The sequence below is a fragment of the Lautropia dentalis genome, assembly GCF_003892345.1.
Taxonomy (GTDB): domain Bacteria; phylum Pseudomonadota; class Gammaproteobacteria; order Burkholderiales; family Burkholderiaceae_E; genus Lautropia; species Lautropia dentalis.
Genome location: NZ_RRUE01000002.1, coordinates 1,631,716 through 1,658,103, shown reverse-complemented (window position 1 = coordinate 1,658,103; position 26,388 = coordinate 1,631,716). Strand labels below are relative to the sequence as shown.

The following is a 26,388-nucleotide window of genomic DNA, read 5'->3' as shown; positions in this document are numbered from 1 at the left end:
GGAACCGACCAGACATCCCGCAGCGGGCATGAGGGGCCCATCCGTACCCCTCATGCCCCGTCACCACCGGCGTCACTCGGTGAACGTCGGTGTGTAGAACACGCGGCCGTAGCGATGCCAGTTGCCGGAGGTGCCGAAACGGTTGCCGGTGGCATAGCCCAGGTACCAGCCGCCATTGATGCGGTAGAACTCGTTCACCGCCTGCGAGCGCCAGGTGGGATAGCGCAGCACGTGGAACACCACGTGTTCCCGTGTCCAGCCATTGCCCACTTGGGGGTTGATGCTGAACAGGTAGCGGGCCACGCCCTGGGCATCGCGGGCCCGGTAGCGATAGACCGGCACGGTATTGCGGCCCGCCTTCGCATAGGCGTAGAAAGCCAGCTCCTGCCTGGTCCACTCACCGCTGACCGAGGCGTCGGCGCTGTACACATAGCGCAGGTCGCCATCACCGCCGGGGGCCACATAGCGGTACACCCGCACCAGGCCAGCTGCCGCCAGTTTCGCATCACGCGCATCCTGCTCGTTCTGCAGCGTCACCTGCACACGGGCCGATACGGCCGAGGCGTTGCCGGCCCCATCGACGGCTTCCACCGTGTACGAGTAACTGCCCGGTTTCAGGCCCTTGTCGGTGAAGCTTTCGGTGGTCAGCAGGTTCGGCGTGATGTCCATGCCATCACGGCGCACGCGGTAACCGGCCAGGCCCGAGCCACCCGCATCGGACGACTTGCCCCACGACAGCTGCACGGTGTCCTGGCCCTGTGCCAGGGCGTTCACGCCGGCCGGCACGGTGGGCGTCTCGGTATCCCGCACGGCCCCGGGCTGGGCCTGGGCACGGCTGGTGGGCACGTAGAAGCTGGTGGCATCGGTGAATTCCCAGGCGCCGCCGGGGTTGTTGCCGGTGAGCGCGTAGTTCACGTACCAGCCACCCGCCACCTGCTTGTACTCCTGCACGCCAATGCGCCCTTCACCCTGCTGGTTGAAGGCATAGAAGGCAATGCCGTCCCGGGTCCAGCCCAGCGTGGGCAGGCGGCCCGAGCCATCGGTGGTGAACTTGTAGCGCACCTTGCCATCGCTGGTGGCCGAGTAGCGGTAGACCGGCACCGTGTTGTTCTTCTGGGTGGCGTAGGCATAGAAGGCCTCGCCCTTGAGCTGCCATTCGCCACCCAGCGTGCCGTCGGTGCTCAGGCGGACGCGCCGGCCGGTGCCGTCGTTGGCCACGTAGCGGTAGACGGGCACGATGTCCGGGTCCACCGTGACCTCGCCAGCCACGTTGACGCGCACGATCTTCGCGATCGACGGCGTGCCGGCCTCGTTCAGGATGAACACCATGTAGTAACCCGGCGGCGTGTCATGCACGTTGGCGGGCAGGCTGGCCACCAGCCGGTTGCCTTCACGATGGAAGGACAGTTCGATGAAGCGCTGGTTCATGTTGAACGAGTGCGTCACCGAGCCGGTGGCCACCAGGGTGATGCGGCGGATGCTGCTGGCCTGCTGCGATTCGAGCACCAGGCTGCCGGCCGGCTGTACCACCATCGGCACCCTGTCGATGGTCGGGCGGTCGGCCGGGGTGCCGTCGGCGTTGTACAGGTACGGCGGATAGTAGACCTCCGAGTTCAGGTTGGTCTCGGGGCCATAGGCACCCCCACCCCCGGTGAACAGCGAGCCATCGGGCAGCAGCGTGGCGGTGGAGTGGTAGAGGCGCATGCGCTTCTGCGACGGCCCCCTGGTGAAGGTGCCCGTTTTCGGGTTCCACAGGGTCACGTCGTAGATGGGGTTGCGGGCCGTGGCCTTCTGGAAGTCGAAGTATTCGGCGCCCCCGGTGATGGCGACGGTACCGTCGGCCAGCACGGTGCTGTTGTGCCACATGCGCGGCGTGTCGGCGAAGGTGCCGGCATCGGTCACCACCGGTTTGTCACCGCGGATGTCGATGATGGCCGCACGGTTGCCGGTGGCCTCGGTGAACAGGATGCGTCCCGGCTGGAACATGACGGCCGAGCCCTCCCAGTCGGACTTGTAGTCCAGCTTGCCGAGGTCGGTACGGCTGCCCTCGCCGTCCAGCTTCATGCGGTACATCTGCTGGCGCGAGAAGCCGAAGATGTTGCCGTCCGGTGCCACCCAGTTGCGCGGATAGTCCTCGCGCAGGTCGGACGTGGTGATGCCCGACAGCAGGGCGTTGCTGCCGTCGGTGCGGCGGATCTCGGGATGGTCGTTGCCGCCCTTGCCGCCCTGCACGAACACTTCACCATTGGGCAGCGTGGTGGCCGTGGCGTACCAGCGCTTGCGCTGCAGTTTGGGACCGCTCTCGAGCAGGTTGCTGCCCGGGCGGAACACGGTGGTGTCGTTGATGGGCTGGTTGATGCTGCGGCCGCGGGCATCGCTGTAGATATCACCACCGGCGATGAACACGTCACCGGTCAGCGGCAGCACGACCTGGGCCGAGCAGAAGATGTCGGTCTGCGTGGTGTTGGGCAGCGTCAGGTGGGAAGCATCGTCACCGCCCAGGGTCGGGTCCCAGACATCGTAGAAGAATTTGGCGCCCTGTTCGCCGCGGTCGGTGGAGCCGTAGGTCATCACGCGGCCATCGGGCAGCACGACGGCGTGGATGGGGATGAACGGCCACTTGAGCTGGCCGCCCCAGACGCCCTCGGTTGCCTTCACCGCCGTGGGCAGCGCCTTGCGGGCAACGATGGAGTCGTTGATCTCGGCGGTTTCATCGGCCACGGGAATGCCGCCGGTATTGCGCTCGGCGGAGAAGTCGATGCCCTTGTTGGGTTCGGCCACCACACCATCGGCCGGGCCGTCGATGTCGATGGAGCCGGTGACGGTGCTGCCTGGCGCAGTGGTCAGGGACGTGCCGGGCTGGCCGGCCGAAACGGCCGGCGCGACATCGGAACCGCCGCCGCCGCCACAGGCGGCCAGGGTGAGCAGGGCCGAAACGGAAGCGAGGGCCAGCGCACGGCGGCGCAGGTGTTCGGGCACGGCAACGGACGGGAAGGAGCGGATCACGGCGGGTTCCTGTGAAAGGGAGCGGGCGGGGCCGCAGGTCACGCGAACGGGGTGACGCAGACCGACCTCCGGCGCTGGGATGGTGACCCGGCGATGATGCGCCGTGGCGCCGGAAAGCGCCGTGAGATGCTTCACGGACTGGCGTTGCCATGCCGGGAAAGGTGAGAAGCTTCACGAACAGGCTTTGCCGGAAAGGAAAAGGTGCGAGGCTTCAAGGGTGGCCGTTGCCGGGCCGAACAGCGGCGTCCGGCACGCGAAGCGGCGCAGGAGCCGGCAAAGATGGGCAAATCTTGATCTGCGTCTAGGATTGCGAACGCGGGGAGACCGGCAGGCAGGCCGGTTGCCAGACAGGCGGGCAGCCATTTTTTAGAATCAGCGGCAGAAGATGCTGGCCAGACTTGGCCCATGGAAGCGCCGTGTCCCTGTTCACTTCACTGGAGTTAACAAATCCATGACACGTGCAGGGGTCGTTTATCCCAAAGCGTGCCCATGACACGCTCTAGAATCCGGCATCGACGCTGGGAAGCCCCTGGTCAGGCGCATTCGGCGCGCATGCTGGCCGTGGTGCGCGGTTGTGGTGGACGCGGTCCACACAGCCGGCTGCCGTCACCGGTCCTTCCCTGGATATCAACTTATTGACGCAGGCACGAACGAGATGCTCAGAATCAGGCGTGGCCTGGACATTCCCATTGCCGGGGCCCCCCGGCTGCTCATCGACACGGGAAAGCCAGTGCACAGCGTGGCCGTGATTGGGTTCGACTACCACGGGCTCAAGCCCACGATGGCGGTCCAGGTGGGAGACCGGGTGAAGAAGGGCCAGCCCCTTTTCTCCGACAAGAAGAATCCGGGTGTACAGGTCACGGCACCGGCGGCCGGGACGGTGAGCGCCATCAACCGCGGCGAGCGGCGGGTGCTGCAGTCGGTGGTCATCGAGGTGGGCGACGAATCGGTGCCGGACAGCGCCGTGCAGTTCGGGCACTGTACGCCGGCCGAACTGGCCACCCTCCCCCCGGAACGGATCCGCGAGACGCTGCAGGCCTCGGGCCTGTGGACGGCGCTGCGCACGCGGCCGTTCAGCAAGGTGCCGGCCGTGGACGCCACGCCGGCGCACATCTTCGTCACGGCCATCGACACCCGGCCGCTGGCGGCCACGCCGTTCCCCATCATCCAGGTGCAGGCCGATGACTTTCGCCATGGCCTGGCGGTGCTGAGCCGGCTGGCGCATGTGTATCTCTGCCGGGCCCCGGGTACCGAGCTGCCCGGCGAAGAGCTGCCCGACGTGACGGCCGAAATTTTCGAGGGGCCCCACCCGGCCGGTCTGGCGGGTACGCACATCCATTTCCTGTATCCGGTCGATGCCACGCGCACGGTCTGGACCATCGATTATCAGGACGTGATCGCCATCGGCCGCCTGTTCACCACGGGCGAGCTGTACACCGATCGGATCGTCGCCCTGGGCGGGCCGGTGGTGAAGAACCCGCGCCTCATTCGCACCCGGCTGGGCGCCGACCTGAACGAACTGACGGCCGGCGAGCTGGAAGACGGCGACAACCGCGTGATCTCCGGCTCCGTACTGGGCGGCCGCACGGCGCGCGGTGCCTGCGCGTATCTGGGCCGCTACGATCTGCAGGTGAGCTGCCTGGCCGAGGGGCACGACCGGCCGCTGCTGCACTTCCTGCGTCTGGGGCGGCGCAAGCATTCGGCCACCCGGGCGTTTCTGTCGGCGCTGTTCGGCGGGCCGGGGCTGCTGAAGCTCGACACCTCCACACAGGGCAGTCCGCGGGCCATGGTGCCGGTGGGCAGCTACGAGGCGGTGATGCCGATGGATCTGCTGCCCACACAGCTGCTGCGCTACCTGATCATCGGCGACACCGAGATGGCCCAGCAGCTGGGCTGTCTGGAACTGGACGAGGAAGACCTGGCACTGTGCAGCTATGTCTGCCCCGGCAAGTATGAATATGGCCCGATTCTGCGGGACAACCTGACCCGCATCGAGAAGGAGGGCTGAGCGGACATGAATTTCCAGAAAATCCGCGATCATCTGGAACAGAAGATCAAGCCGCACCTGCACAAGGGCGGCAAGTACGAGAAGTGGTATGCGCTGTACGAGGCGGTCGATACCTTCCTGTACCGCCCCGGCCTGGTGACGAAATCCACGGCCCACGTGCGCGATGCCATCGACATCAAGCGGATCATGATCCTGGTCTGGCTCTGCGCGTTCCCGCCGATGCTCTTCGGCCTCTGGAACGCCGGTCACCAGGCCAACCTGCTCTATGCCGCCAGTCCTGACCTGCTGGCGGCCCAGGGTGGCTGGCGTTTCGGGCTGGTGCAGTCGCTGGTGGGCTTCGACCCCAACAGCATCCTGGCCTGCTTCGTGCACGGGCTGGTGTGGTTCCTGCCGGTCTATGCCGTCACCTTCGCGGTGGGCGGCTTCTGGGAAATCCTCTTCGCCTCCATTCGCCGGCACGAGATCAACGAAGGCTTCTTCGTCACCTCCATCCTGTTTGCGCTGACCCTGCCGGTCACCATTCCGCTGTGGCAGGTGGCGCTGGGCATCAGCTTCGGCGTGGTGCTGGGCAAGGAAGTGTTCGGCGGCACCGGCAAGAACTTCATCAACCCGGCACTGGCCGGCCGGGCCTTCCTGTTCTTTGCCTATCCGGCCTCGATGTCGGGCGCGGCCATCTGGACGACGGTGGACGGCTACTCGGGCGCCACGGCGTTGGGCATGGCCAAGGACGGGGGTGTGGCCGCCCTCACCCAGCACGGGCTCTCCTGGACGGATGCCTTCCTCGGTTTCATGCCGGGCGCCGTGGGCGAGACCAGCACGCTGGCCATCCTGCTGGGCGGCGGCCTGCTGCTGCTGACGGGCATCGCCGCCTGGCGGATCGTGGCCGGCGTGATGCTCGGCATGATGGTGCTGTCGGGGCTCTTCAACCTGATGGGCAGCGCCACCAACCCGATGTTCGCCATGCCCTGGTACTGGCACATGGTACTGGGGGGCTTTGCCTTCGGCATGATGTACATGGCCACCGACCCGGTGTCGGCTGCCATGACCAACGCCGGCAAGTGGGCCTTCGGCATCATCATCGGCCTGATGGTGGTGATGATCCGGGTGATCAACCCGGCCTACCCGGAGGGCATGATGCTGGCCATCCTGTTCGGCAACCTGTTCGCCCCGCTGATCGATTATTTCGTGATGCAGGCCAACATCAAGCGGAGGGCCAGACGCCGTGTCCAATAAGCAGGAATCGATCGTTCGCACCGTCACGGTGGCCTTCGTGATGTGCCTGGTGTGCTCGATCATCGTGGCCAGCGCCGCCGTGCTGCTGCGCCCGACACAGATCGAGAACAAGCTGCTCGACAAGCAGCGCTACATTCTGGAAATTGCCGGCCTGTCCAGCGCGGATGCACCGGCCGGGCAGGTCCAGAAGGTCTTCGCGGAAAAGATCCAGGCCCGGGTGGTCGACCTGAAGACCGGCCAGTTCACCACGAAGCAGGATCCGGCCACCTTCGACCCGCTGGAGGCCGCCAAGGATCCGGCCCAATCGATCGGCCTTGCCGGTGCCGATGACATCGCCTCCATCCACCGCCGCGAGAACGAAACGGTGGTGTATCTGGTGGAAAACGACCAGCACCAGCTGCAGACGCTGATCCTGCCGGTGCGCGGCTACGGGCTGTGGTCCACACTGCACGGCTTCATTGCGCTGAAGGCCGACCTGAACACGGTGGTGGGCCTGGGCTTTTACCAGCACGCCGAGACGGCCGGCCTGGGGGGCGAGGTGGACAACCCGCGCTGGCGTGCCCTGTGGCCGGGCAAGCAGGTGTTTGCCGATGACGGCAGGCCCGACATCCAGATCATCAAGGGGTCGGTCGATCCATCGAACCCGAAGGCCGCCCACCAGGTGGACGGGCTGGCCGGTGCCAGCCTGACCAGCAAGGGCGTGGCCAACCTGCTGAAGTTCTGGCTGGGACCGCAGGGCTTCGGGCCGTTCATTGCGCACCTGAAGGACGGATCGGTGAAGGTGGCCGGCACGGCACACCCGGCAGGGACGCCGGCAACAGCCCGGGTAACCGCGGAACGCGCAGCCACACCGGCCGGGCGCCACGATGGTTCCACGTCTTCCGGGGTCGCCCTGCCCCATGACCTGATTGCCACTGCCGAGGGAGGACGCTAAGCATGGCTGCACAACCCACCATTCGCGAAGTCCTCTTCGACCCGATCATCAAGAACAACCCGATCGGGCTGCAGATCCTGGGGATCTGCTCGGCACTGGCGGTGACATCCAACCTGAAGACGGCGCTGGTGATGTCCATTGCGCTGACTCTGGTGACGGCCTTCTCCAGCATGTTCATCTCGATGGTCCGCCACCAGATTCCGGGCTCGATCCGGATGATCGTGCAGATGGTGATCATCGCCTCGCTGGTGATCATCGTCGACCAGCTGCTCAAGGCCTATGCCTTCTCGCTGTCCAAGCAGCTGTCGGTGTTCGTCGGCCTGATCATCACCAACTGCATCGTGATGGGCCGCGCCGAAGCCTTTGCCATGGCCAATCCGCCCATCCTGTCGTTCTGGGACGGCATCGGCAACGGGCTGGGCTACAGCACGATGCTGATGATCCTCGGCACGATCCGCGAGCTGCTGGGCGCCGGCAAGCTGTTCGGCGTTTCCATCCTGCCGGTCGTGAACGACGGCGGCTGGTACGTGCCCAATGGCCTGCTGCTGCTGCCGCCGTCGGCCTTCTTCCTGATCGGGCTGATCATCTGGGGTCTGCGCACCTGGAAGAAGAACCAGATGGAGGCCCCCGCCTACCGGCTGGCTCCGAACGTGCGCGAGACGCAGGACTACTGATCCCGCAAGGATGACGACATGGAACATTATCTGAGTCTGTTCTTTCGCTCCGTGTTCATCGAGAACATGGCGCTGGCGTTCTTCCTGGGGATGTGCACCTTCATCGCCATCTCGAAGAAGGTGCAGACGGCCATCGGCCTGGGCGTGGCGGTGGTGGTGGTGCAGGCCATCACGATTCCGGCCAACAATCTGCTCTTTCAGTGGCTGCTCAAGCCGGGCGCGCTGCGCTGGGCCGGGCTGCCGGACGTGGATCTGAGCTTTCTGGGGCTGCTGTCGTACATCGGCGTGATCGCCGCCATCGTGCAGATCCTGGAAATGCTGCTCGACAAGTATGTGCCCAGCCTCTACAACGCGCTGGGCGTGTACCTGCCGCTGATCACGGTGAACTGCGCCATCATGGGTGGCACGCTCTTCATGGTCGAGCGCGACTACACCTTCGGCGAGAGCTGCGTCTACGGCTTCGGCTCCGGCCTGTCGTGGGCGCTGGCCATCGTGCTGCTGGCCGGCATCCGCGAGAAGCTCAAGTACAGTGACGTGCCCGACGGGCTGCAGGGTCTGGGCATCACCTTCATCACCATCGGCCTGATGGCACTGGCCTTCATGTCGTTCTCGGGCGTGCAGCTGTGAGCGCCCGGCCGGATCAGGGAGAAAGCCTTTCATGAACTCTGAAATCCTGCTCGGCGTCGGCATGTTCACGGTGATCGTGCTGTCGCTGGTGGCACTGATTCTGGTGGCCCGGGCGTGGCTGGTGTCCAGCGGCGATGTCACCATCGAGATCAACGGCGAACGCAAGATCACCGTCCCGGCGGGCGGCAAGCTGCTGCAGACGCTGGCCGGCCAGGACATCTTCCTGTCGTCGGCCTGCGGTGGCGGCGGTTCGTGCGCGCAGTGCAAGTGCATCGTCGAATCGGGCGGTGGCGAGATGCTGGCCACCGAGGAGGCCCACTTCACCCGGCGCGATGCCGCCGAGGGCTGGCGCCTGTCCTGCCAGACCCCGGTCAAGCAGGACATGAAGATCCGCGTGCCGGAAGAAGTGTTCGGCGTGAAGAAGTGGGAATGCACGGTGGAGTCCAACCACAACGTGGCCACCTTCATCAAGGAGCTGACCCTGCGCCTGCCCGAGGGCGAGAACGTCGATTTCCGCGCCGGCGGCTATGTGCAGCTGGAATGCCCGCCGCACGAAGTGAACTACCGCGATTTCGACATCCACGAGGACTATCACGACGACTGGAACCGGTTCGACCTCTGGCGCTTCATCTCGAAGGTGGACGAGCCGGTGATCCGCGCCTATTCCATGGCCAACTATCCCGGCGAGAAGGGCATCGTCAAGTTCAACATCCGCGTGGCCTCGCCCCCGCCGAAGAGCAGCGACATCCCGCCGGGCAAGATGTCGTCGTGGGTGTTCAACCTGAAGCCCGGCGACAGGGTGACGGTGTACGGCCCGTTCGGCGAATTCTTCGCGAAGGAAACCGACAACGAGATGGTGTTCATCGGCGGTGGCGCCGGCATGGCCCCGATGCGCTCGCACATCTTCGACCAGCTCAAGCGCCTGCACAGCAAGCGCAAGATCAGCTTCTGGTACGGGGCGCGCTCGCTGCGCGAGGCCTTCTATGTGGACGAGTTCGACCAGCTGGCGAAGGACAACCCGAACTTCACCTGGCATCTGGCGCTGTCCGATCCGCTGCCGGAGGACAACTGGACCGGTCCGACCGGCTTCATCCACAATGTGCTGTACGAAAACTATCTGAAGGACCACCCGGCCCCCGAAGACTGCGAATACTACATGTGCGGCCCCCCGATGATGAACGCCGCGGTCATCAAGATGCTGACCGATCTCGGGGTGGAGCGCGACAGCATCTTCCTCGACGACTTTGGTGGTTAGCGCATGTCATGAACGCATTCGTCCACCGCTGGCATCTGCTGCGCCGGCTGCTGCCGCTGCTGGGCCTTGCCCCGATGGTGGCAGCCTGCCAGCCCGACACGGTGAAGCTGACCGGCCCGACCATGGGCAGCAGCTACCACATCAGCTACGTGCGCAACGAGGGCACACCCAGCCCCGAAGCCGTCCAGGCCAGCATCCGGCAGCTGCTGGACGAGCTGGACCGCTCGGTCTCGACCTACCGGGACGATTCCTCGCTGGCGAGCTTCAACGCCGCGCCTGCCGGTACCTGCCAGACCATGCCACCGATGGCCATCGACCTGGCCCGGGCCGCACGAAAACTGGCAGCCGACAGTGACGGTGCCTACGACGTAACCCTGCTGCCGGTGCTGGACTACTGGAAATTCGGCCCGAAGGCCGCGCGCGAGCGGGCCGCGGCTGCCCGGAGCGGCAACGGGGACGGGCTGACCGTGGCGCAGCTGGTGGATGCGGGAGGCAAGCCGGCCTCACCGGGCAACGATGCGGCAACATCCGGTACCGACACAAATCCAGCCACCACCGGTGACGATGCCCTGCAGGCCCTGCGCGCCCGGACCGGCATGCAGCATCTGCGCATCGATGGCGACCGGCTGTGCAAGGATGCGCCCATCACGGTGGAGTTCAACAGCATTGCGGCGGGCTACATCATCGACCGGATGGCGGCGCGCTTTGCCGCCCAGGGCATTCGCAATTATCTGATCGAGGTCACCGGCGAGATGCGGGCCGGCGGCCAGAAGCCGGATGGCCAGCCCTGGCGGATCGGGGTGGAAGCGCCGCTGGACGACGCCCGGGTGGCACAGCGGATCGTCAGCCTGCGTGACATGGCCATTTCCACCTCGGGTGACTATCGCATCTATCGCGAGGAAAACGGGCGCCGGCTGTCGCACCTGATCGACCCGCGCACCCTGTCGCCCATCACGCACAAACTGGCGGCGGCCACGGTCATCACGGACAGCGCCATGCAGGCTGATGGCCTGTCGACGCTATTGATGGTGCTCGGGCCTGAACAGGGGTACAACTACGCGGTGCGGCACCAGCTGGCCGCCCTGCTGGTCAGCCGGACACCCAGCGGGTTTGCCACGCGCACGACGCCGGCATTCGAGCAGCGTTTTCCGGTATCTTCGAACCAGCGTCTGGATGGGGAGTGACGGTGATGGTGGTATGGCTTCTGGTGTTTGGCATCATGCTGCTGGTGGTGGCGGGCATGGCCATAGGGGTAATGGCCGGCCGCAAGCCGATTGCAGGCTCATGCGGCGGCATTGCGAACCTGGGGATCGAAAAATCCTGCGGGATCTGCGGCAATGACTTCACGAAATGCCGCAGCAACGATCCAGCCGGCAAACGGCAGGCCGCAGGAAAGGCAGAGGCGCGCGGCGAGGTGCTTTAGATGCGTTAACGAGCCTCTGCAAAAGTCCTGCGGCACTTTAGTCTCCATGCCCGGACTATCGGAAGATGGCCGGATACCCCCGTTTTTGATTGGCATCAGAAACAGCGTGATCAGGCGCGCATGGCCTGCCGCCGCCTGGCCGTGATGCCGTCCGGTGCCATGTGTGGGTGTTCATGATGGCAGAACCACATCCATTCCGTGGCGGCCTCATGCGCTCAATGAAGTGCCGGTTCCTGTGTCACGGGTTCACTGGCACTGGCGGTCCGTCCAGGTCAGGCGGGAGAGTTCACCGCGGTGACATTTGAACTGGCGGCCGGCCGAGGCAGCCACCCAGCCAGCACCCCGGCGCACGAACTCGATGCGGATGCGCTCGCCGGCGATGATCTCGCCGGGCAGGTCGACCACGGTGACCAGATACACGGCACTGGTCACAGGCTGGTCGGCGTAGATGAAACTCTCGCGGCGGCTCTGGCTGGGCGGCAGGCTGGCAAGCACGCGGGCCTCTTCGGCAAACAGGCTCTCGAAGACCTGACGGCCGCAGGTGTCGATGGGCTGTTCGCAGGGGCGCGCGAGCTGGGTGGCGTTCTCGGTGGTGAGGGCCACCGGAATGAAGCCACTGGCCTTGTGCACGGTGGCGGGATGGGTGGCAGGCACGCGAACCTGGCCACCACGGCCTCCCCGCTCGGCCACATCGGGGACGCCATTGGGGGCCGGCACCATCAGGTCGGCCGGGATGTCGGCCACGGAAGCGCCCTGCGAGCCACCAGCGGCCGTGGCCGTACCGGCCAGACCGGGCATGGCCGTGTCACCGGCACCGCCGGATGCCGGTGCCGCCGTGGAGGAGGAACGGCTGCCCCCCTTGCCCGAAGCACCGAAGGCCGCGTTCCCCGGTACGGACAGGCCAGAGGCATCGGCAGCTGCCGTGTTCATGGGAACACCCGACGGGGTTCTGGTCGTGGCCTTGCCGGCCGTGACGGCACCGGCACGTGTCCCGGCATCGACCACACCAGGCGTCTGCGCAGCGGTGGCGCGGGCCAGCGAGGCCTCCGCTTCGTGCATCTGCTTGAGCTGGCTGGCCGACAGCGAGGGTTCGGCCGCCACGATGTCGGCTGGCCGCTCACGGGCTGCCAGCGGGGCAGCATCACGACCGCCGGCATGACGCCCAGGCGTGTTGTCTTCGCGGTCTTCACCCACCGGAACCGGCCGGTGATGCTGGCTGCCGGAACCGTAGGGGGAGCTGGCGGCGGCATCCCCGGTTTCGGTGGCATCCTGGCGCGGGCGCCAGCGTGCGTCCAGCGCAGGCACGCTGGCCGGCGTATCTGCCGACTGCAGCGTTTCGGTGGGTGTGGCCGGCGTGGTCGGCGCAGGCGTATCGTGCCGGTCGGCCGGCGGGTTGCCTGGCGTATTGCCGGTATCTGCAGTCCCGGGCATGCTGCTGACCGGCGGGCGATGGCCGGCCTCCTGTACAGGCGCGGGCTGAGTGGCAGCCCCCTGCCGTGCGGCTCCCTGCCCGGAGAGACCCGCGGGCGCAGCATCCTGTGCCGTGGCGCTCTGGCCCGCTCCGGACATCTGCCGTGCAGCGGCAGCCCCGGCCGCTGCAGCCCCCGTGCCCGAAGCGGCCCCTGCCGCCTGATGGCCGGCAGCAGGTGACGCCGAAGCAGCATCCCGCGATGCAGCCCCTGGCTGGGACGGCACATCGGCCTTCGGGACAGCGCCTGCCTGCGCGGACGCACCGGCTTTCGATGGCGCATCGGTCCGGGCGGACACACCGGCCTGCGCAGAAGCGCCAGCCTGGACGGAGCCGCCGGCAGGCGCCGGAGCGCCCGGCCGCCCGGCCGAAGCGGCAGCAGCACTACCCGCCTTGCCGGCCGCGCTCATGGAGCCGCAGGCGGCCTTCTGCCATTCGCCCCCCTGGCAGCGATACTGCACCCCCACCTGCACCAGCTGATAGCCCTCGGGCACCTTGCGGAAGGCCAGGCGCCGGCGCCAGTCGGGCTGACCGGCCTTGCGGGCGGCACTGACGGCCGTCTGCAGGAAAATGCCCACGCCACTGTCGAAGGTGAAGTCTTCTTCCACGAAGCGGTAGGCCGAGTGGGCCGCGCTGCCGCCGGGCATGCCGAGCTTGCCTGCCACCTGCCGGCCGCAGGTGAGCAGTTTGCCGGAACGGCAGATCACCGGGCCGTTGGTCACGGCAACCGCCGTGAAATCCGTCGGGCGGGCCACATCGCTGCGCGAGGTGGCTGCGTGGGCACCGAAAGTACAGGACAGGGCAGCGGCGAGCAGGGTCAGTCGGGAGAAGGCAGAAGTCATGTGGGCAGTGGCATCAGGGCGCAACAGGCACAATTCCCGGATGATCCCGGGGGCCATTAGTCTTGCAGCAGAACCCCGTTTCCGCAAGTCAAACCCCTGCCCCACAGCCGGAAAAGCGGCCAGCGACGCTATTTTTAAAATCCTGAAGCCTTCTTTAAAGCGATGAAGCGATCTTTAACCCGGCAGTGACCGACACCCCAGCCGTGGCCACCATCCGGGACAGTAACCGACACCCCAGCCGTGCCCGCCATCCCGACAGCAACCGGTACCCCCCGTCAACGCCAATCCTGCAGTGAGCAGCAAGCCGTGACCTCTGCCGCTACAGTCGCCTCAACACCTTCGGCGCCCTATCCCTGTTCCTGTTCTATTCCTATTCCTTCAGTGCCTGGGCGCCCAGCTGCACCCATTCCAGCGCCAGCTCACGCTCGGCGATGAAGGCGTTGTAGAGCGTGTCTTCGGTGAGGATGCCGCGTGGCAGGTCTGCTGGGATGCGTCCGGCCTCATCGGCCTCCATGTGTGCGCGCCAGTCACCGTCGAAGTAATAGGCACGCAGCGCCTGCAATCTGGTCCGGGCCTGCTGCCACTGCTGCTGGGCCGCTTCGAGCGCTGGCAGCATGGCTGCCCATTCGTTGTAGAGCGCCTCGAACTGGCGAATGCGGTCCAGTTCGGCCGCGGGAAGCATGTGCATGGGGGCTTCGCGGTCCCCTCCGGTACCAGCCTCCGGACGGGTTTCGTCACCAGCGGGCACGCTGGCGTCACCGGCAGTTCTATCGATCATGGGGAGGAGTACCAAGGGTTTTCGCTGATGTTCCGGCGCCCGGTGGGGCGGCTGCGCGCGAGTATACTGCCCCGAGACGTGTTGTGAACCCATTCGCCTGCGCAAGGGACCCTCTGCAAAAGTCCGCAAGCGCTTCAGGGCCAGGGCGGCATCCCGCAGCGCCATCAGGATCGCCAGTTGCCTGTGCAAGGCTGAATGTGCCTGTGGCCGATACGGCCGGTGGACGACCCGCTCGCCCGTGCAGGGACGAATGCATTCACGGCACGCTTCACACCCATTTCAAGGAGACTCTCACATGACCCGCCGTATCGAGAAATTCGGCCTTCAGGTGTCGGCCCCCCTTCATGACATGATCGAGCGGGAAGCGCTGCCCGGTACTGGTGTAGCCTCCGACGCCTTCTGGCAGGGGCTGTCGTCCCTGATTCACGATCTGGGCCCGAAAAACCGTGCCCTGCTGGCCAAACGGGACGAAATCCAGCAGCAGATCGACGCCTGGCACCGTGCCCACCCCGGTCCCATCACCGACATGGCCGCCTACCGGGCCTTTCTGACGGACATCGGCTATCTGGTGCCGCAGGGGCCGGATTTTGCCATCGACACCCCCAACGTGGACGATGCCATCGCGAAGGTACCCGGCCCGCAGCTGGTGGTGCCGGTGATGAACGCCCGCTATGCGCTCAACGCCGCCAATGCCCGCTGGGGCAGCCTGTACGACGCCCTCTACGGCACCGATGCGCTGGGCAGCCTGCCCGCCGGCAGGGGCTACGATCCGGCACGCGGTGCGCAGGTGATCGCCTGGGCCAAGCGCTTTCTGGATGAGGTGGCACCCCTGGCGCAGGGCAGCCATGCCGACGTGACCGCCTACGCGGTGGTCAATGGCCAGCTGCAGGCCACCACACCGGCCGGCACGACCGGGCTGAAGGATCCATCGCTGCTGGCCGGCTACCAGGGGGACGCCGCAGCGCCCTCTTCCGTGCTGCTCAGCCATCACCGGCTGCACATCGACCTGCGCATCGACCGCAACAGCCCGATCGGCAAGGCCGACCCGGCCGGTGTGGCCGATATCGTGCTGGAAGCCGCCGTGTCCACCATCATGGACTGCGAGGATTCCATTGCCGCCGTCGATGGCGAGGACAAGGCCGCCGTCTACCGCAACTGGCTGGGCCTGATGAAGGGTGATCTGACCGAGGAAGTGTCCAAGGGCGGCAAAACCTTCACCCGCCGGCTCAACCCGGACCGCGTCTACACCACGCCCGACGGCAAGGGCGAGCTGAGCCTGCAGGGTCGTTCGCTGATGCTGATCCGCAATGTGGGGCACCTGATGACCAGCCCGGCCATTCTGGACCGTGACGGCAACGAGGTGCCCGAGGGCATGATCGACGCCATGTGTACGGTGCTGATCGCCCTGCACGATCTGAAAAAGACCGGCGGTGCCCGCAACTCCACCCGTGGCTCGATCTACATCGTCAAGCCGAAGATGCACGGGCCGGAGGAAGTGGCCTTTGCCAACGAGATCTTCAACCACGTCGAGCAGGTGCTCGGCCTGCCGGCCAACACAGTGAAGCTGGGCATCATGGACGAGGAGCGGCGCACCACCGTGAACCTGAAGGAAGCCATCCGGGCGGCGAAGTCGCGCGTGGCCTTCATCAACACGGGCTTCCTGGACCGCACCGGCGACGAGATCCACACCTCGATGGAGGCCGGCCCGATGGTGCGCAAGGGCGACATGAAGACCCAGCCGTGGATTCTGGCCTACGAGGACAACAACGTCGATGTGGGGCTGGCCTGTGGCCTGTCGGGCATTGCACAGATCGGCAAGGGCATGTGGGCCATGCCGGACCTGATGCATGCCATGCTGGAGCAGAAGATCGGCCACCCCAAAGCCGGCGCCAACACCGCCTGGGTGCCCAGCCCGACGGCCGCCACACTGCATGCTACCCACTATCACCAGGTGGACGTGCTGGCCCGCCAGCAGGAGATTGCCGCAGGCGGCCCGCGCGCGAAGCTGGACGACATCCTGACCGTGCCCGTGGCCGCCAGTCCGGACTGGTCCGAAGCCGACAGGCAGGCCGAGCTGGACAACAACGCCCAGGGCATTCTGGGCTATGCGGTGCGCTGGGTGGACCAGGGCGTGGGCTGCTCGAAAGTACCGGACATCAACGACGTGGCCCTGATGGAAGACCGCGCCACCTGCCGGATCTCCTCCCAGCACATGGCCAACTGGCTGCGTCACGGCGTGGTCAGCCGCGAGCAGGTGGAAGAGACCTTCCGGCGCATGGCCGCCGTGGTGGACAAGCAGAATGCGGGCGACCCGGCCTATCGCAACATGGCACCCGGTTTCACCGGCATTGCCTTCCAGGCCGCCTGCGATCTGGTGTTCAAGGGCTGCGCACAGCCGGCCGGCTACACCGAGCCGGTGCTGCACGCCCGGCGGCAGGAGCTGAAGGCGTCGCTGCAGAAATAAGCCACACGGCCGGGCCAGATGGCCCATTCCTTTCCCTGACGAGTCCAGCCCGTCTGCGGACAATTCGACGATGGCATGATCCCGCGTCATGGCCACACAGACCGGGGCAACCTCTCACGGGGTTGCCCCGGTTCCTTTTTTCCGTGCGCCCAGCATTGAGGTAGCCTGACTTCCGTAGACACCCACATGCGGGAGAATGGCCATGGAGGGTCAACGGATGAAACAGAATCAGAGTTATACGGCCGAGTTCAGGACGGAGGCCGTCAGGATGGTCCTTGAACAAGGACTTTCGCAAGCCGAGGTCGCCGCCAGGCTGGGGGTTCCGAAGGGGTCACTGGCCAACTGGGTGGTCAAGGCCAAGGGGCCGAGCAAGCCATTCTCGGGTGTGGCCGAGGCCAGCCGCGAGGAGCTTCAGGCCGAGGTGGTGCGACTGCGCCGGGAGCTGGCCCGTGCCGAGATGGAGCGAGAGATCGTAAAAAAGGCCGCCGCGTACTTTGCGAAGGAGTCCCTGCAAGGTACGCGTTCCTGAAGGACAGGGTTCACGGCAAGGGGTACCCGTTGACCGTGGCCTGTCGGGCACTGGAGGTCTCTCGCAGCGGCTATCTGGCCTGGCTCAAGCGCCAGCCCAGCCAACGGGCCAGAGACGACGAGCGCCTGCGTGTTCACATCAGGGCGGCTCACGAGGCGGGGCGCCAGACCTATGGGGTGCTGCGCGTACATGCGCTGTTGCGGCACCAGGGACAGAAGGTCGGACGGGATCGTGTCGGACGTCTACGGCGCGAGATGGGCCTGCGCTGCCGGCAGAAACGCTGCTTTCGCACGACCACGGACTCGGCACACACCTTGCCTGTAGCGCCCAATCTGCTGGCCCAGGACTTCAGTGCCGACGCACCGGGCAAGGTCTGGCTGACAGACATCACCTATGTGCGTACGGATGAAGGCTGGCTGTATCTGGCTGGCGTGAAGGACGTGTTCACTCAGGAGATCGTCGGCTACGCCATGTCGAGGCGCATGACACACGAGCTGACACTGGAGGCTCTGAATCGGGCTGTCCGGTATACCCGCCCCAAACCCGGGCTACTGCATCATTCCGATCGGGGAAGCCAGTACTGCGCAAGTCGCTACCGTGAAAGACTTGATGCCCTGGGCATGCGGGTGTCGATGTCACGCGGGGAAACTGCTACGACAACGCGCCGATGGAGAGTTTCTGGGGATCGCTCAAGAACGAGTTGCTGTACCAGCGGCGTTTTGCCACACGTGCGCAGGCACGAGCGGCGATCACCGAGTGGATCGAGGTGTTCTACAACCGTCAGCGACTGCACAGTGCACTTGGCTACCAGTCGCCAGTGGCCTTCAGGCAATGCCTTCTTTGAACGGACTTCACATTAAAAGCAACTGTCTGCGGTTGACAGTACACCTCACTGCCATAAACACCTAACCCAACCTCTAAAAATTCAGTAAACAAAAATAATAGCAAGCACATAAAACTTGCTTCTGCATTGACTCCATACCCCTCTCTACCGAAAACAGGAAATTTACAGAGAGTTTACATGAAAATATCCAGAAAACACCCGTCCCGCCATACAAAATCCGCACCAGACATCTGCCACAAAATTTGCCAGTATCAACAAAAAATGTGTTTTTGTAGTATCTCTGAAAACGTAACCCGCCTGATTTTGATAAACATGAATACTGTTTCCAGGCGAACCACCTAACCGAACCGGCTAGCTCCAGAGACACAGCATCTCCGGAGCAAAGGCCAGAAAACCCAGCAACGGAGTCATGACAGACATACAGCCACGCTACCCCACTATTACCGCCGCACTCGCTCATCACGCCCTTCACCGCCCTGATGCGGTCGCGTTCGAATTCATGTCCCCCCACAGCGAACGCGTCATCCAGACATTCGGCGAGCTGTTTGACCAGTCACAGCGCGTGGCCACCTGGCTGCGACGCACGGTTAAACCGGGATCACGCATCCTGCTTCCCTCCAACAATGACCGCACCTTCCACCCGGCCTTCATGGGCTGCCTGATGGCAGGCTGCATCGCCATCCCCATCCAAATCCCCATTCCCAAAGCCAAACCGAAAGACAAGGGGCTGGGACGTTTCAACGCCATCCTCCAGGACTCTGACGCCGCCCTGATGCTGCTCGATGAGCGCAACCTCAACGCACTGGTCAGGCATCTCTCGGGAACGGCAGCGCATTTCAGCCAGAACCTGCCGATGCAGGGCATCGAGGAAATCCTGCAGAACACGACATCCGATGGCGCAGAGGACGTGGCACATCCCGACGGAGTAGCCTTTTTGCAGTACACCTCGGGTTCAACCGCGGCACCGCGCGGCGTCGTCATTCGCAACCATGCCATCGTCTGCAACCAGCGCGACATCCAGTACCGGTACGGGCTCACCGAATATACCGACACCGTTTCGTGGTTGCCCCTTTATCACGACATGGGGCTGTGTACGGGACTTCTGCAGCCCATCTACCTGGGGCAGACCGGCGTACTCACCACACCGCAGGATTTCATCACCCGCCCCTACATCTGGCTGCGTGAAATCAGCACCCATCACCACGTCTTCAGCGCGGCGCCGAACTTTGCGTTTTCGCACTGCGCGCGGCGCATTCCCGATGAAGACCTGGCCACCCTGGATCTCTCTTCATGGCACGCAGCCGTCTGCGGTGCAGAACCCATCATTGCAGACGATATCGAAGCGTTCTTCCAGAGATTCTCATCCGTCGGTTTCAGGCCCACCGCCTTTTGTCCCAGCTATGGTATGGCCGAATGCACCCTTATGATAACAGGTCTTCATCCGGGCAATACCACCAACTTTGGCCGGTTCGCTGCCCCGGCACTGGGCGAACACCGTGTGGAAACCACCACGGACACCACGGATAGCATCCGGTTGGTAGGCTGTGGCGTCACCGGAGTCGGCACACGCGTACGCATCGTCGATCCGGCCACCCACGAGGACACCCCGCAGGGCGAAGTGGGTGAAATCGCCGTGGCCAGCGAAAGCGAAGGCGACGGCTACTGGAACAACACAAAAGCAACCGAAGCCACCTTCGGCTACGACCTGGAGCACAACGGACACTCCCGCTATGTCCTTTCCGGCGACCTGGGCTTCATCCATGAAGGAGAACTCTTCATCTGCGGACGACGCAAGGATCTGATCATCGTCAACGGGGTCAATCATTACCCGCAGGACATCGAGCGCACCGCACAGCTTCAACACCCGGACCTTCCGCTCTACCGGGCCACGGCCTTTCATAGCCAGTTCGGAGAAAGCGACGTGGTACTGGTGGTTGAAGCCCCCAGGCGGGTCGTTCTCGATGAAGCCGACACACTACGCCGGGACATCATCCAGGCCGTGCGTCTCGAACACCAGCTGACACTGTCCGACGTGGTCATCGTCAACGTGGGCAGTGTTCCCAAGACATCATCCGGCAAGGTCCAACGCCAGCAGTCTGCACAACTATACCGGGAGGGACAGTTCCAGCCGCCTCGACGCCGCCTTCGGCCACAGACACAAGCCCAGGCCGGCAGCCCTGCCTGAATCACCGGAGCAACCACATCATGAATACCACTTCCATCGATTACCGCAGCGTCAACGGGCGCATCCGTTCGTGCCTGGCCAAGACGCTGGAAATACCTTTCGAAGAAATCCGGAACGACGTGGACATCGGCGAGTATGGCGCCGACTCACTGGTCATGGCCCTAGTGGCCGGGGACATGAACGCCCACTTCGGCATCCCCGTTCCTTACGCCGAAGACATGGCCCACATTTCCACGGTCGAGGATCTGAGTGAATTCTTTCTGCAATCGGCCCAGAACCTTCCACAGCAGCCACATGGCTGAGGAGCTTTCCCATGCATACCCCTGCCCGTTCAACGACGCAGAACATTCACCCGCGAAACGCCCCGTCCATCCTTGACGGAGGCGACCCGACACTCCATATCTTGACGCAGACCCTGGAGAACCTCCTGATCGAGGTTCCCTACACGAGCATCAGCCAGTTCTACAAGGTATTCGAGAACCAGACTCCACCAGAGCGTTTTGGTGTGTCCTGCGTGTGGCAGAGCTATCTGCTGGGCGACAGGCTTCGCGAGGCGGGTCTGGACTGCGAACAGACCTATTTGAATGACCGTCGCCATATCGCCCTGCTCTGCACCCAGGGCCGCCGACGATTCCTGTTGGACCCTTACCTGCTGCACCGGGTTCCGATCGAACTATCCCCAGACGGAGAGGAACATGAACGCAGACGCTTCGAGGTGCCTGCCTATCCCAACCGGTGCGATGACGTGGGCACCACACGCAGTGCAAAACTGGTAGTCGATGCCCATGGTACGAACATCAACCTGCTCTATACCCGCTACAGCCCCGAGCGGCGACATGCCGTCATTGCACGCGCCTTCAACCTGAACACCGAAAATCAGGCCGGCAACAAGCCACCCGAGGGTGACTTTCTGAAGCCCCTGCTCTATCACGGCGAACAGAACAACCTGTCCATCCGGGTAATCCTGCGGGATACGCTGGAGATGTCCGAACTGATCTACCCCATCGCACTGCTGCACGGCCAACCGGTCCAGCGTGATCACCTGCTGGTCAGAAACAATCAGGGGCAGTTCATCCGGGCCGATGAAGCGGGGTTTCCCGAGGCCATGGTCCGGATGGGAGACTCCCTCGGTTGTACAGCCGACGATCTGGAAACCTTCGTGCTCGATGGCGTGAACATCTATGAGCGCCATGCACCCGTGCACATCGACTACGCCCCCTACCGAATACGAAACGACTAAACGCCCGCACCACAGCAATGGCAAGGCCAGTAATCGCAGCGACCGCAAACCAGGCCTCCGCAGTGACGAACCTTGACACAACCACACGCATGAGGAGAAGGATGGCGGATAAACACTTTTTCATCGCCGGCACCATGCAGGGATCCCGCCGGGACAACATCGACGTCGACCAGACATACCGGAGGGAGATCGAAAGCATTATCCACGAATGCTTTCCCGATGCCACCGTGCACTGTCCGGGCCGACTGATGAAGCAGAAACTCGCCTCGCAGGAAGCCGGCATCCGGGATGTTCTGCATACACTGACGGACCAGCCCACGGTCAACCCACTAGCGCTGCCTGCATCGATTCAGGCCCTGACCGCCTGTTTTCATGAGCTGACGGATCTGGCCGGCCAATGCGATGTATGCATCGCCTGTCTGCCCAACCACCAGGCAAGCATGGGCACAGCAATAGAAATATACAGTGCCTGGCAACAGGGCAGGACGGTTATCGCCGTCACGGACATGGTGCGCAACCTTGCCATGCTGTCCTGCTGCACGCATATCGTCCGAAATTTCGGAGATCTGCGCACCCTGCTGCTCGACATGCGGGATCAGCCCTTCGGATAAGCACATTCCATCCCGCCAACGCCGGTTTGTCCGGTATCAAGGAGATACTTGCACGCATGAGATTCGACACTCCCGCTCCTTCCTGGAGCCCATTACTGCGCATTGCCTCGTGGATTACCAAACGCCAGTACGGCAAGACCATCGCTCCGATGCGCGTGATCTACTCACGAAAGCCATCTCTGCTGAAAATAGCCGGCAGCATCGACAAGTTCCAGCGCAGTCGTATGCGCATCCCTGACGACCTGCGACTGCTGATCAAGGCCAGCGCCTCGATGTACAACGGATGCGCCTTCTGTCAGGATCTGGCCCTTGCCCAGGCCCTTCAACAGCGTATCGGTCCGGAACGCTTCAAGCACCTTTCGGAGATCGACAACGAGGCGGCACCATTTTCTGCCGCAGAAAGGGCTGCCCTGCGTCTGGTTAGAGAATACGCCACAGAACGTGCCGTGTCGCAGCGCACGTTCGAGAATCTCGAACAGTATTTCACGGAAGAGCAGATCGTGGACATCGTCATTGCCAATGGCTTCGAGCAGATGTTCAACGCGTGGAACATTCCATTCGAGATCGAATCAGACCACCTGGCCAGTCTTCAGCAACAAAAGGGCTGATATGACGGATAGCGAACATAACAACTCCATCATTCAAGAGGACATCCAACATGAATATTCTGGGAATCATCGGCATCCTGCTACTTGCCTATCTGGCCTTCGTCATGCACAGAATGGGGTTCTACCGTCGCCTTTTTCTGGCACTGCGCCCCATCGCGCTGGAGCGCATTCCTGTCGAGTCCGCCCGACGCCACGGTGATATCAGAATTTTCGAAACGGATGACCCCGTCCTGTGGCACGTCCCGCAGCACACCGGACGTTACACCGACGATTTCACATGGACCGCTCGGCAGATCGACGAAACTGCCGGCTATCTGGGTGCCATGTTCATGCAGCAAATGGGGCTGCATTACGGAGACCGGGTCGCCGTCGTCAAGAAAAACCACTTCGACATGCATGTCATCATGCTGGGTGCCATTCGTGGCGGCGGCGTGGCCTGCCCGCTCAACTCCGATTTTGCGGCCGACAAACTCGACCCCTATCTGGTCAACATCGGTGCAAGGATCATGGTCACCGATACGCCCACCATCACTCGCCTGATTGAGGAAAAAGCCAGGTTTGGCGGCATCTCCCATGTAGTGATGGCCGAAAGCACGGTCACGGAAGCCAGCGCCCGTGAGGACCTGGAAGCCCGCATCTCTACAGCCATACCGTCGTTCAAATCGGTCTCGTGGATCGAGGAAGCACTGGCGAAGGTAGCACAACCGATGGCCCCTGTTCCCCGCAAGCCCCAGGACCCCATCTACCTGACCCATTCCTCGGGTACCACCGGATTTCCAAAGGCCGTCATTCTCTCCAACGAGGGTCAGAGCCACGCCGCACGCGGCATGGTGATCTACAGTGCCGTCACACCCAGGGACCGTGTCTACGTACTCGTTCCTTTCAATCACCAAGCCTGCGTCACGACCCTGAACTCGGCCCTGATCTTCGGCATGAATACCTACTGGGCCTCCGACATCCGTTTCCAGTTCGACCCGAAACGCGCGCTGGAGCGACTCTCCCAGGGCCGTTTTGCCGCCTTCTTCAGCTTTCCATATGCCTACATCCAGATGGCAGGCGAAGACATGGATCGCCATGACCTCAGTTCCATGAAAATCTGGGGCTGCACAGCCGATGCGGCACATGAGGCCTTTCAACGCAAGTTTGTTCAGGTCGGCTGCTTCTTTCGCAACATCGGCCTGCCTATTCCGGGCTCCATGTTCGTGGACTCACAAGGATCGAGCGAGGTAGGAACCCCCACGGTCATGCGCTACATCACCACGCTGACCAGGAAATTCGACCGTCGTGTCGGCCGCTATGGCTCCGTACCCTTCGGGCCGAATTTCATGGTGCTTCGCGAAGACGGGAAACGGGCACGCCGCGGAGAGATCGGTCGGCTCTACGTGCGAGGCAAAACCGTTTCGCCTGGCTACTGGAACAACCACGAAAAAACCTATGCCGAGCACACGGGTGACTGGTTCTTCACGGGTGATGTGGTCAAGCAGCTGCCTGACGGAAACCTGGTGCAGCTTGACCGCGAAGTGGACGTGATCCATGGCCGTGATGGCGACATCTATAGCCTGCCCATGGAAGAGATCATTCACAAGCACCCGGCCATCTACGACTGCTGCGTCTACGGCGCCCGCCAGGAAGACGGCAGTCAGTCACCGGCTGTGGCCGTTGCGCTTCGCGAGGGTTTCCAGATCACCGGCACCACCCTGATGCAGGAACTCAATGCCATGCTGCCACACGACAGCCAGCTCGTTCATCTGGATGTCATTGCCTATGACGAGTTTCCGCTCGGCTTTACCGGCAAGACCCTCAAGCGTACCTTCCGTGACCGCACCGAATCCGGTGAAGTCATCGAGGCCAACCGCCCCATCTTCGTCCATTGATGCAGGGAAAGTAACACCGGAGGTTTTCATCCCACTGCATTTTTCCCCTGTTTCCCACCCTTTTGCGCTGGCAGCTGTCCTCCCTTCGGCTGCCAGCGTTTCTTTTGATTCTGCACAGGGCATTCACACGCTGGAGAATGCCCTGACTGACAGGACGGCGCGTCTCAGTTGCCCCGCACCAGCCCGGCAATGGCGGCAAAGGCGCGGCGATCCTGCACATGCGTGGCAAACGGATCGGGGGTACCGTAGGACGAAAGCTTGACGATCACCAGCTCGGCAGCCGGATTGACATGGATGTGCTGGCCACTGAAACCCTTGGCCTCGAAAGTACCATCCTCGTCATGCGACACCCACCAGAAGTCATGGTATGAATACCCCGTCCACCGGCTGCCATCGGGACTGGCCTGCAGCGCCTCGCGGCTGCCACCCTGTCGGATGTTTTCTACCGTACCTGGCTGCAGGATCTGTTGCCCATTGTAACGTCCCTCCAGCCGAAGAACCTCACCCAGACGTCCCAGGTCCCGCAGGATGCTGCCTGCTCCCATGCCAGCCAGCTGCGCCCCCGATCCATCCTGCAGCACATAGCCATTCGTCTCGGCCCCCATGGGCTGCCAGATCCGTTCGGACAGCAGCTCGGCATAAGACTTGCCGGTCACCTTCTCCATCACGCGAATGATCACATCAGTATCGACGGACTTGTAACGGAAAACCTGCCCATGCTCGCCGGCCTTCGACAGGGTTTTCAAAAAATCCCCGACATTTTTTTCCCCTGTGTAGCCTTCTGGTGCAGGAATCATGCCGGCCGCAATCAAATAATGTATGACGCCCGGCGTCTCGACCGTCACGCCCTCTTCATAGCCAATGGCCGTCGTCATGTCCAGAGTTTCCTGCACGGTGGCATCTTCCCAGGCACTGCCCTGCATGTCCGGCAGATAATGGGAGATGGGAGCCGAAGCATCCAGCGTTCCTTCCTGGACAAGATCGGCTGCCACCAGTCCGGCCAGGGACTTTCCTACGGACCAGAGCGCATGCGGCTGCTGCTCACCCATCGCTCTGTCACGGAACTCATAGACGATCTGCCCTCGGTGTAGCACCAGGAGGCCATCGGTCGCCGTGTCGTTCATCCAGTCCTTCACACTGATAGAGCCGGAATCTCCTGTGGAAATGCGTACGGCCTCCATGTTTCTGAGGGCCCGCGGCAGTTCTGAAACAGCATGTCCACCCCGGGGAACGACGGTATGCGGGAAAAGCTTCTCCAGCGCCAGATTGACGTGGCGGTCATTGTCGAGCTGCAGGATATCGGCCAGCGATGGCGACGGAGTCTGTCCTGACTGGGCCCCTCCCTTCTGGGCCTGGCGCTGCGCTGCGCGCTGTGCGGCAGCCTTGATGATCTGCTGGACAGCCTGTTGCTGTGCCTGGTCCAGTTTTGGCAGAGGAGTCTGCGTGTCATTCGTTTTGGGCAGCAGCGCTCTGGAGGACCGGGGTAACAATACCGATGGCGGCACCTGATGAAATGCCTGCCGCGCAGCCTCCAGGCTGTCTCGCGCAGAAACCTGCGCTGCAATCTCAGAAGCGGCCTGAACGGTTCCCGCCAGGGTGCTGCCGGCCAGCAGCAATGCCAGAATCAGCCGGGGTGATTTGTGAGCAAATATCACGCAATACCTCCCGCGCACAACGCGCGTCTCAGTGCTGCATGATGCCGTGCGCGGCAGGCATGATCATGTTGGCAGAGCCGTTCCTGGACACGCCGGCCCATGAACGGGTTCCACTACGTTTTCCCTGCAG

19 protein-coding genes and 1 pseudogene are annotated in these 26,388 nt (G+C 63.5%); 16 read left to right on the top strand and 4 right to left on the bottom strand.

Annotation, left to right across the window (positions count from 1 at the left end):
- Positions 1 to 72 precede the first annotated feature (72 nt).
- Positions 73 to 3,141 carry a glyoxal oxidase gene (locus EHV23_RS14765; protein ID WP_125096732.1) on the bottom strand — a complete coding sequence of 1,023 codons (3,069 nt, stop codon included), beginning with the start codon at positions 3,139 to 3,141 and terminating at the stop codon, positions 73 to 75.
- A 520-nt stretch (positions 3,142 to 3,661) separates the two neighbouring features.
- Here EHV23_RS14765 and EHV23_RS14760 point away from each other — a divergent pair.
- From EHV23_RS14760 to nqrM, 8 genes are read left to right on the top strand one after another with little or no spacing between them, the layout of a single operon-like run.
- A complete protein-coding gene (locus tag EHV23_RS14760) occupies positions 3,662 to 5,014 on the top strand; it encodes a Na(+)-translocating NADH-quinone reductase subunit A (RefSeq protein ID WP_125096731.1) in 1,353 nt (450 codons plus the stop codon).
- A gap of 6 nt (positions 5,015 to 5,020) precedes the next feature.
- The gene (locus EHV23_RS14755; protein ID WP_125096730.1) at positions 5,021 to 6,247 is read left to right on the top strand and encodes an NADH:ubiquinone reductase (Na(+)-transporting) subunit B; all 1,227 of its coding nucleotides are present in this window, start codon (positions 5,021 to 5,023) and stop codon (positions 6,245 to 6,247) included.
- On the top strand, positions 6,237 to 7,181 hold the full coding sequence (locus EHV23_RS14750) for a Na(+)-translocating NADH-quinone reductase subunit C (RefSeq protein ID WP_125096729.1): 945 nt from the start codon (positions 6,237 to 6,239) through the stop codon (positions 7,179 to 7,181). The genes EHV23_RS14755 and EHV23_RS14750 overlap by 11 nt, the downstream gene beginning before the upstream one ends.
- 2 nt (positions 7,182 to 7,183) lie before the next feature.
- Positions 7,184 to 7,855, top strand: a complete 672-nt coding sequence (locus EHV23_RS14745) for an NADH:ubiquinone reductase (Na(+)-transporting) subunit D (RefSeq protein WP_125096728.1) — start codon at positions 7,184 to 7,186, stop codon at positions 7,853 to 7,855.
- A gap of 18 nt (positions 7,856 to 7,873) precedes the next feature.
- Positions 7,874 to 8,482, top strand: a complete 609-nt coding sequence (gene nqrE / locus EHV23_RS14740) for an NADH:ubiquinone reductase (Na(+)-transporting) subunit E (RefSeq protein ID WP_125096727.1) — start codon at positions 7,874 to 7,876, stop codon at positions 8,480 to 8,482.
- Between the two features lie 31 nt (positions 8,483 to 8,513).
- Positions 8,514 to 9,737 (top strand): NADH:ubiquinone reductase (Na(+)-transporting) subunit F, encoded by a 1,224-nt coding sequence (nqrF, locus tag EHV23_RS14735; RefSeq protein ID WP_125096726.1) that lies wholly within the window; start codon positions 8,514 to 8,516, stop codon positions 9,735 to 9,737.
- A gap of 8 nt (positions 9,738 to 9,745) precedes the next feature.
- Positions 9,746 to 10,921 (top strand): FAD:protein FMN transferase, encoded by a 1,176-nt coding sequence (locus EHV23_RS14730; RefSeq protein WP_125096725.1) that lies wholly within the window; start codon positions 9,746 to 9,748, stop codon positions 10,919 to 10,921.
- 5 nt (positions 10,922 to 10,926) lie between these two features.
- Entirely contained in the window at positions 10,927 to 11,160 is a 234-nt protein-coding gene (nqrM, locus tag EHV23_RS14725) for a (Na+)-NQR maturation NqrM (RefSeq protein WP_238990509.1), read from the top strand.
- Between the two features lie 246 nt (positions 11,161 to 11,406).
- Here nqrM and EHV23_RS15385 read toward each other — a convergent pair whose 3' ends face one another.
- Together EHV23_RS15385 and EHV23_RS14715 are read right to left on the bottom strand one after the other, a co-directional pair.
- Positions 11,407 to 13,470 carry a hypothetical protein gene (locus EHV23_RS15385; RefSeq protein WP_158616005.1) on the bottom strand — a complete coding sequence of 688 codons (2,064 nt, stop codon included), beginning with the start codon at positions 13,468 to 13,470 and terminating at the stop codon, positions 11,407 to 11,409.
- Positions 13,471 to 13,840: 370 nt separating this feature from the next.
- Complete coding sequence (locus tag EHV23_RS14715; RefSeq protein ID WP_158616004.1) at positions 13,841 to 14,248, bottom strand: DUF4298 domain-containing protein; 408 nt, start codon at positions 14,246 to 14,248, stop codon at positions 13,841 to 13,843.
- Between the two features lie 295 nt (positions 14,249 to 14,543).
- Here EHV23_RS14715 and EHV23_RS14710 point away from each other — a divergent pair, with 295 nt between their 5' ends.
- The 8 genes and pseudogenes from EHV23_RS14710 (at position 14,544) to EHV23_RS14680 (ending at position 24,603) form a co-directional block, all read left to right on the top strand.
- Positions 14,544 to 16,712, top strand: coding sequence for a malate synthase G (locus tag EHV23_RS14710; RefSeq protein WP_125096722.1), 2,169 nt, complete (start codon positions 14,544 to 14,546; stop codon positions 16,710 to 16,712).
- Between the two features lie 217 nt (positions 16,713 to 16,929).
- A pseudogene (locus EHV23_RS14705) lies at positions 16,930 to 18,085 on the top strand (IS3 family transposase).
- A 409-nt stretch (positions 18,086 to 18,494) separates the two neighbouring features.
- Positions 18,495 to 20,270: a fatty acyl-AMP ligase gene (locus tag EHV23_RS14700; protein ID WP_125096721.1), complete on the top strand. Its 1,776-nt coding sequence runs from the start codon at positions 18,495 to 18,497 to the stop codon at positions 20,268 to 20,270.
- Positions 20,271 to 20,290: 20 nt separating this feature from the next.
- Complete coding sequence (locus EHV23_RS14695; protein WP_125096720.1) at positions 20,291 to 20,572, top strand: acyl carrier protein; 282 nt, start codon at positions 20,291 to 20,293, stop codon at positions 20,570 to 20,572.
- 101 nt (positions 20,573 to 20,673) lie between these two features.
- Positions 20,674 to 21,510, top strand: a complete 837-nt coding sequence (locus tag EHV23_RS14690) for a hypothetical protein (protein ID WP_125096719.1) — start codon at positions 20,674 to 20,676, stop codon at positions 21,508 to 21,510.
- A 101-nt stretch (positions 21,511 to 21,611) separates the two neighbouring features.
- Positions 21,612 to 22,121 carry a TIR domain-containing protein gene (locus tag EHV23_RS15380; protein WP_158616003.1) on the top strand — a complete coding sequence of 170 codons (510 nt, stop codon included), beginning with the start codon at positions 21,612 to 21,614 and terminating at the stop codon, positions 22,119 to 22,121.
- 56 nt (positions 22,122 to 22,177) lie between these two features.
- Positions 22,178 to 22,729, top strand: coding sequence for a carboxymuconolactone decarboxylase family protein (locus EHV23_RS14685; RefSeq protein ID WP_158616002.1), 552 nt, complete (start codon positions 22,178 to 22,180; stop codon positions 22,727 to 22,729).
- 50 nt (positions 22,730 to 22,779) lie between these two features.
- Positions 22,780 to 24,603, top strand: a complete 1,824-nt coding sequence (locus EHV23_RS14680) for a class I adenylate-forming enzyme family protein (RefSeq protein ID WP_125096717.1) — start codon at positions 22,780 to 22,782, stop codon at positions 24,601 to 24,603.
- Between the two features lie 164 nt (positions 24,604 to 24,767).
- Here the strand turns inward: EHV23_RS14680 and EHV23_RS14675 are convergent, their stop codons facing one another.
- A complete protein-coding gene (locus tag EHV23_RS14675; protein WP_125096716.1) occupies positions 24,768 to 26,258 on the bottom strand; it encodes a serine hydrolase domain-containing protein in 1,491 nt (496 codons plus the stop codon).
- Positions 26,259 to 26,388 lie beyond the last annotated feature (130 nt).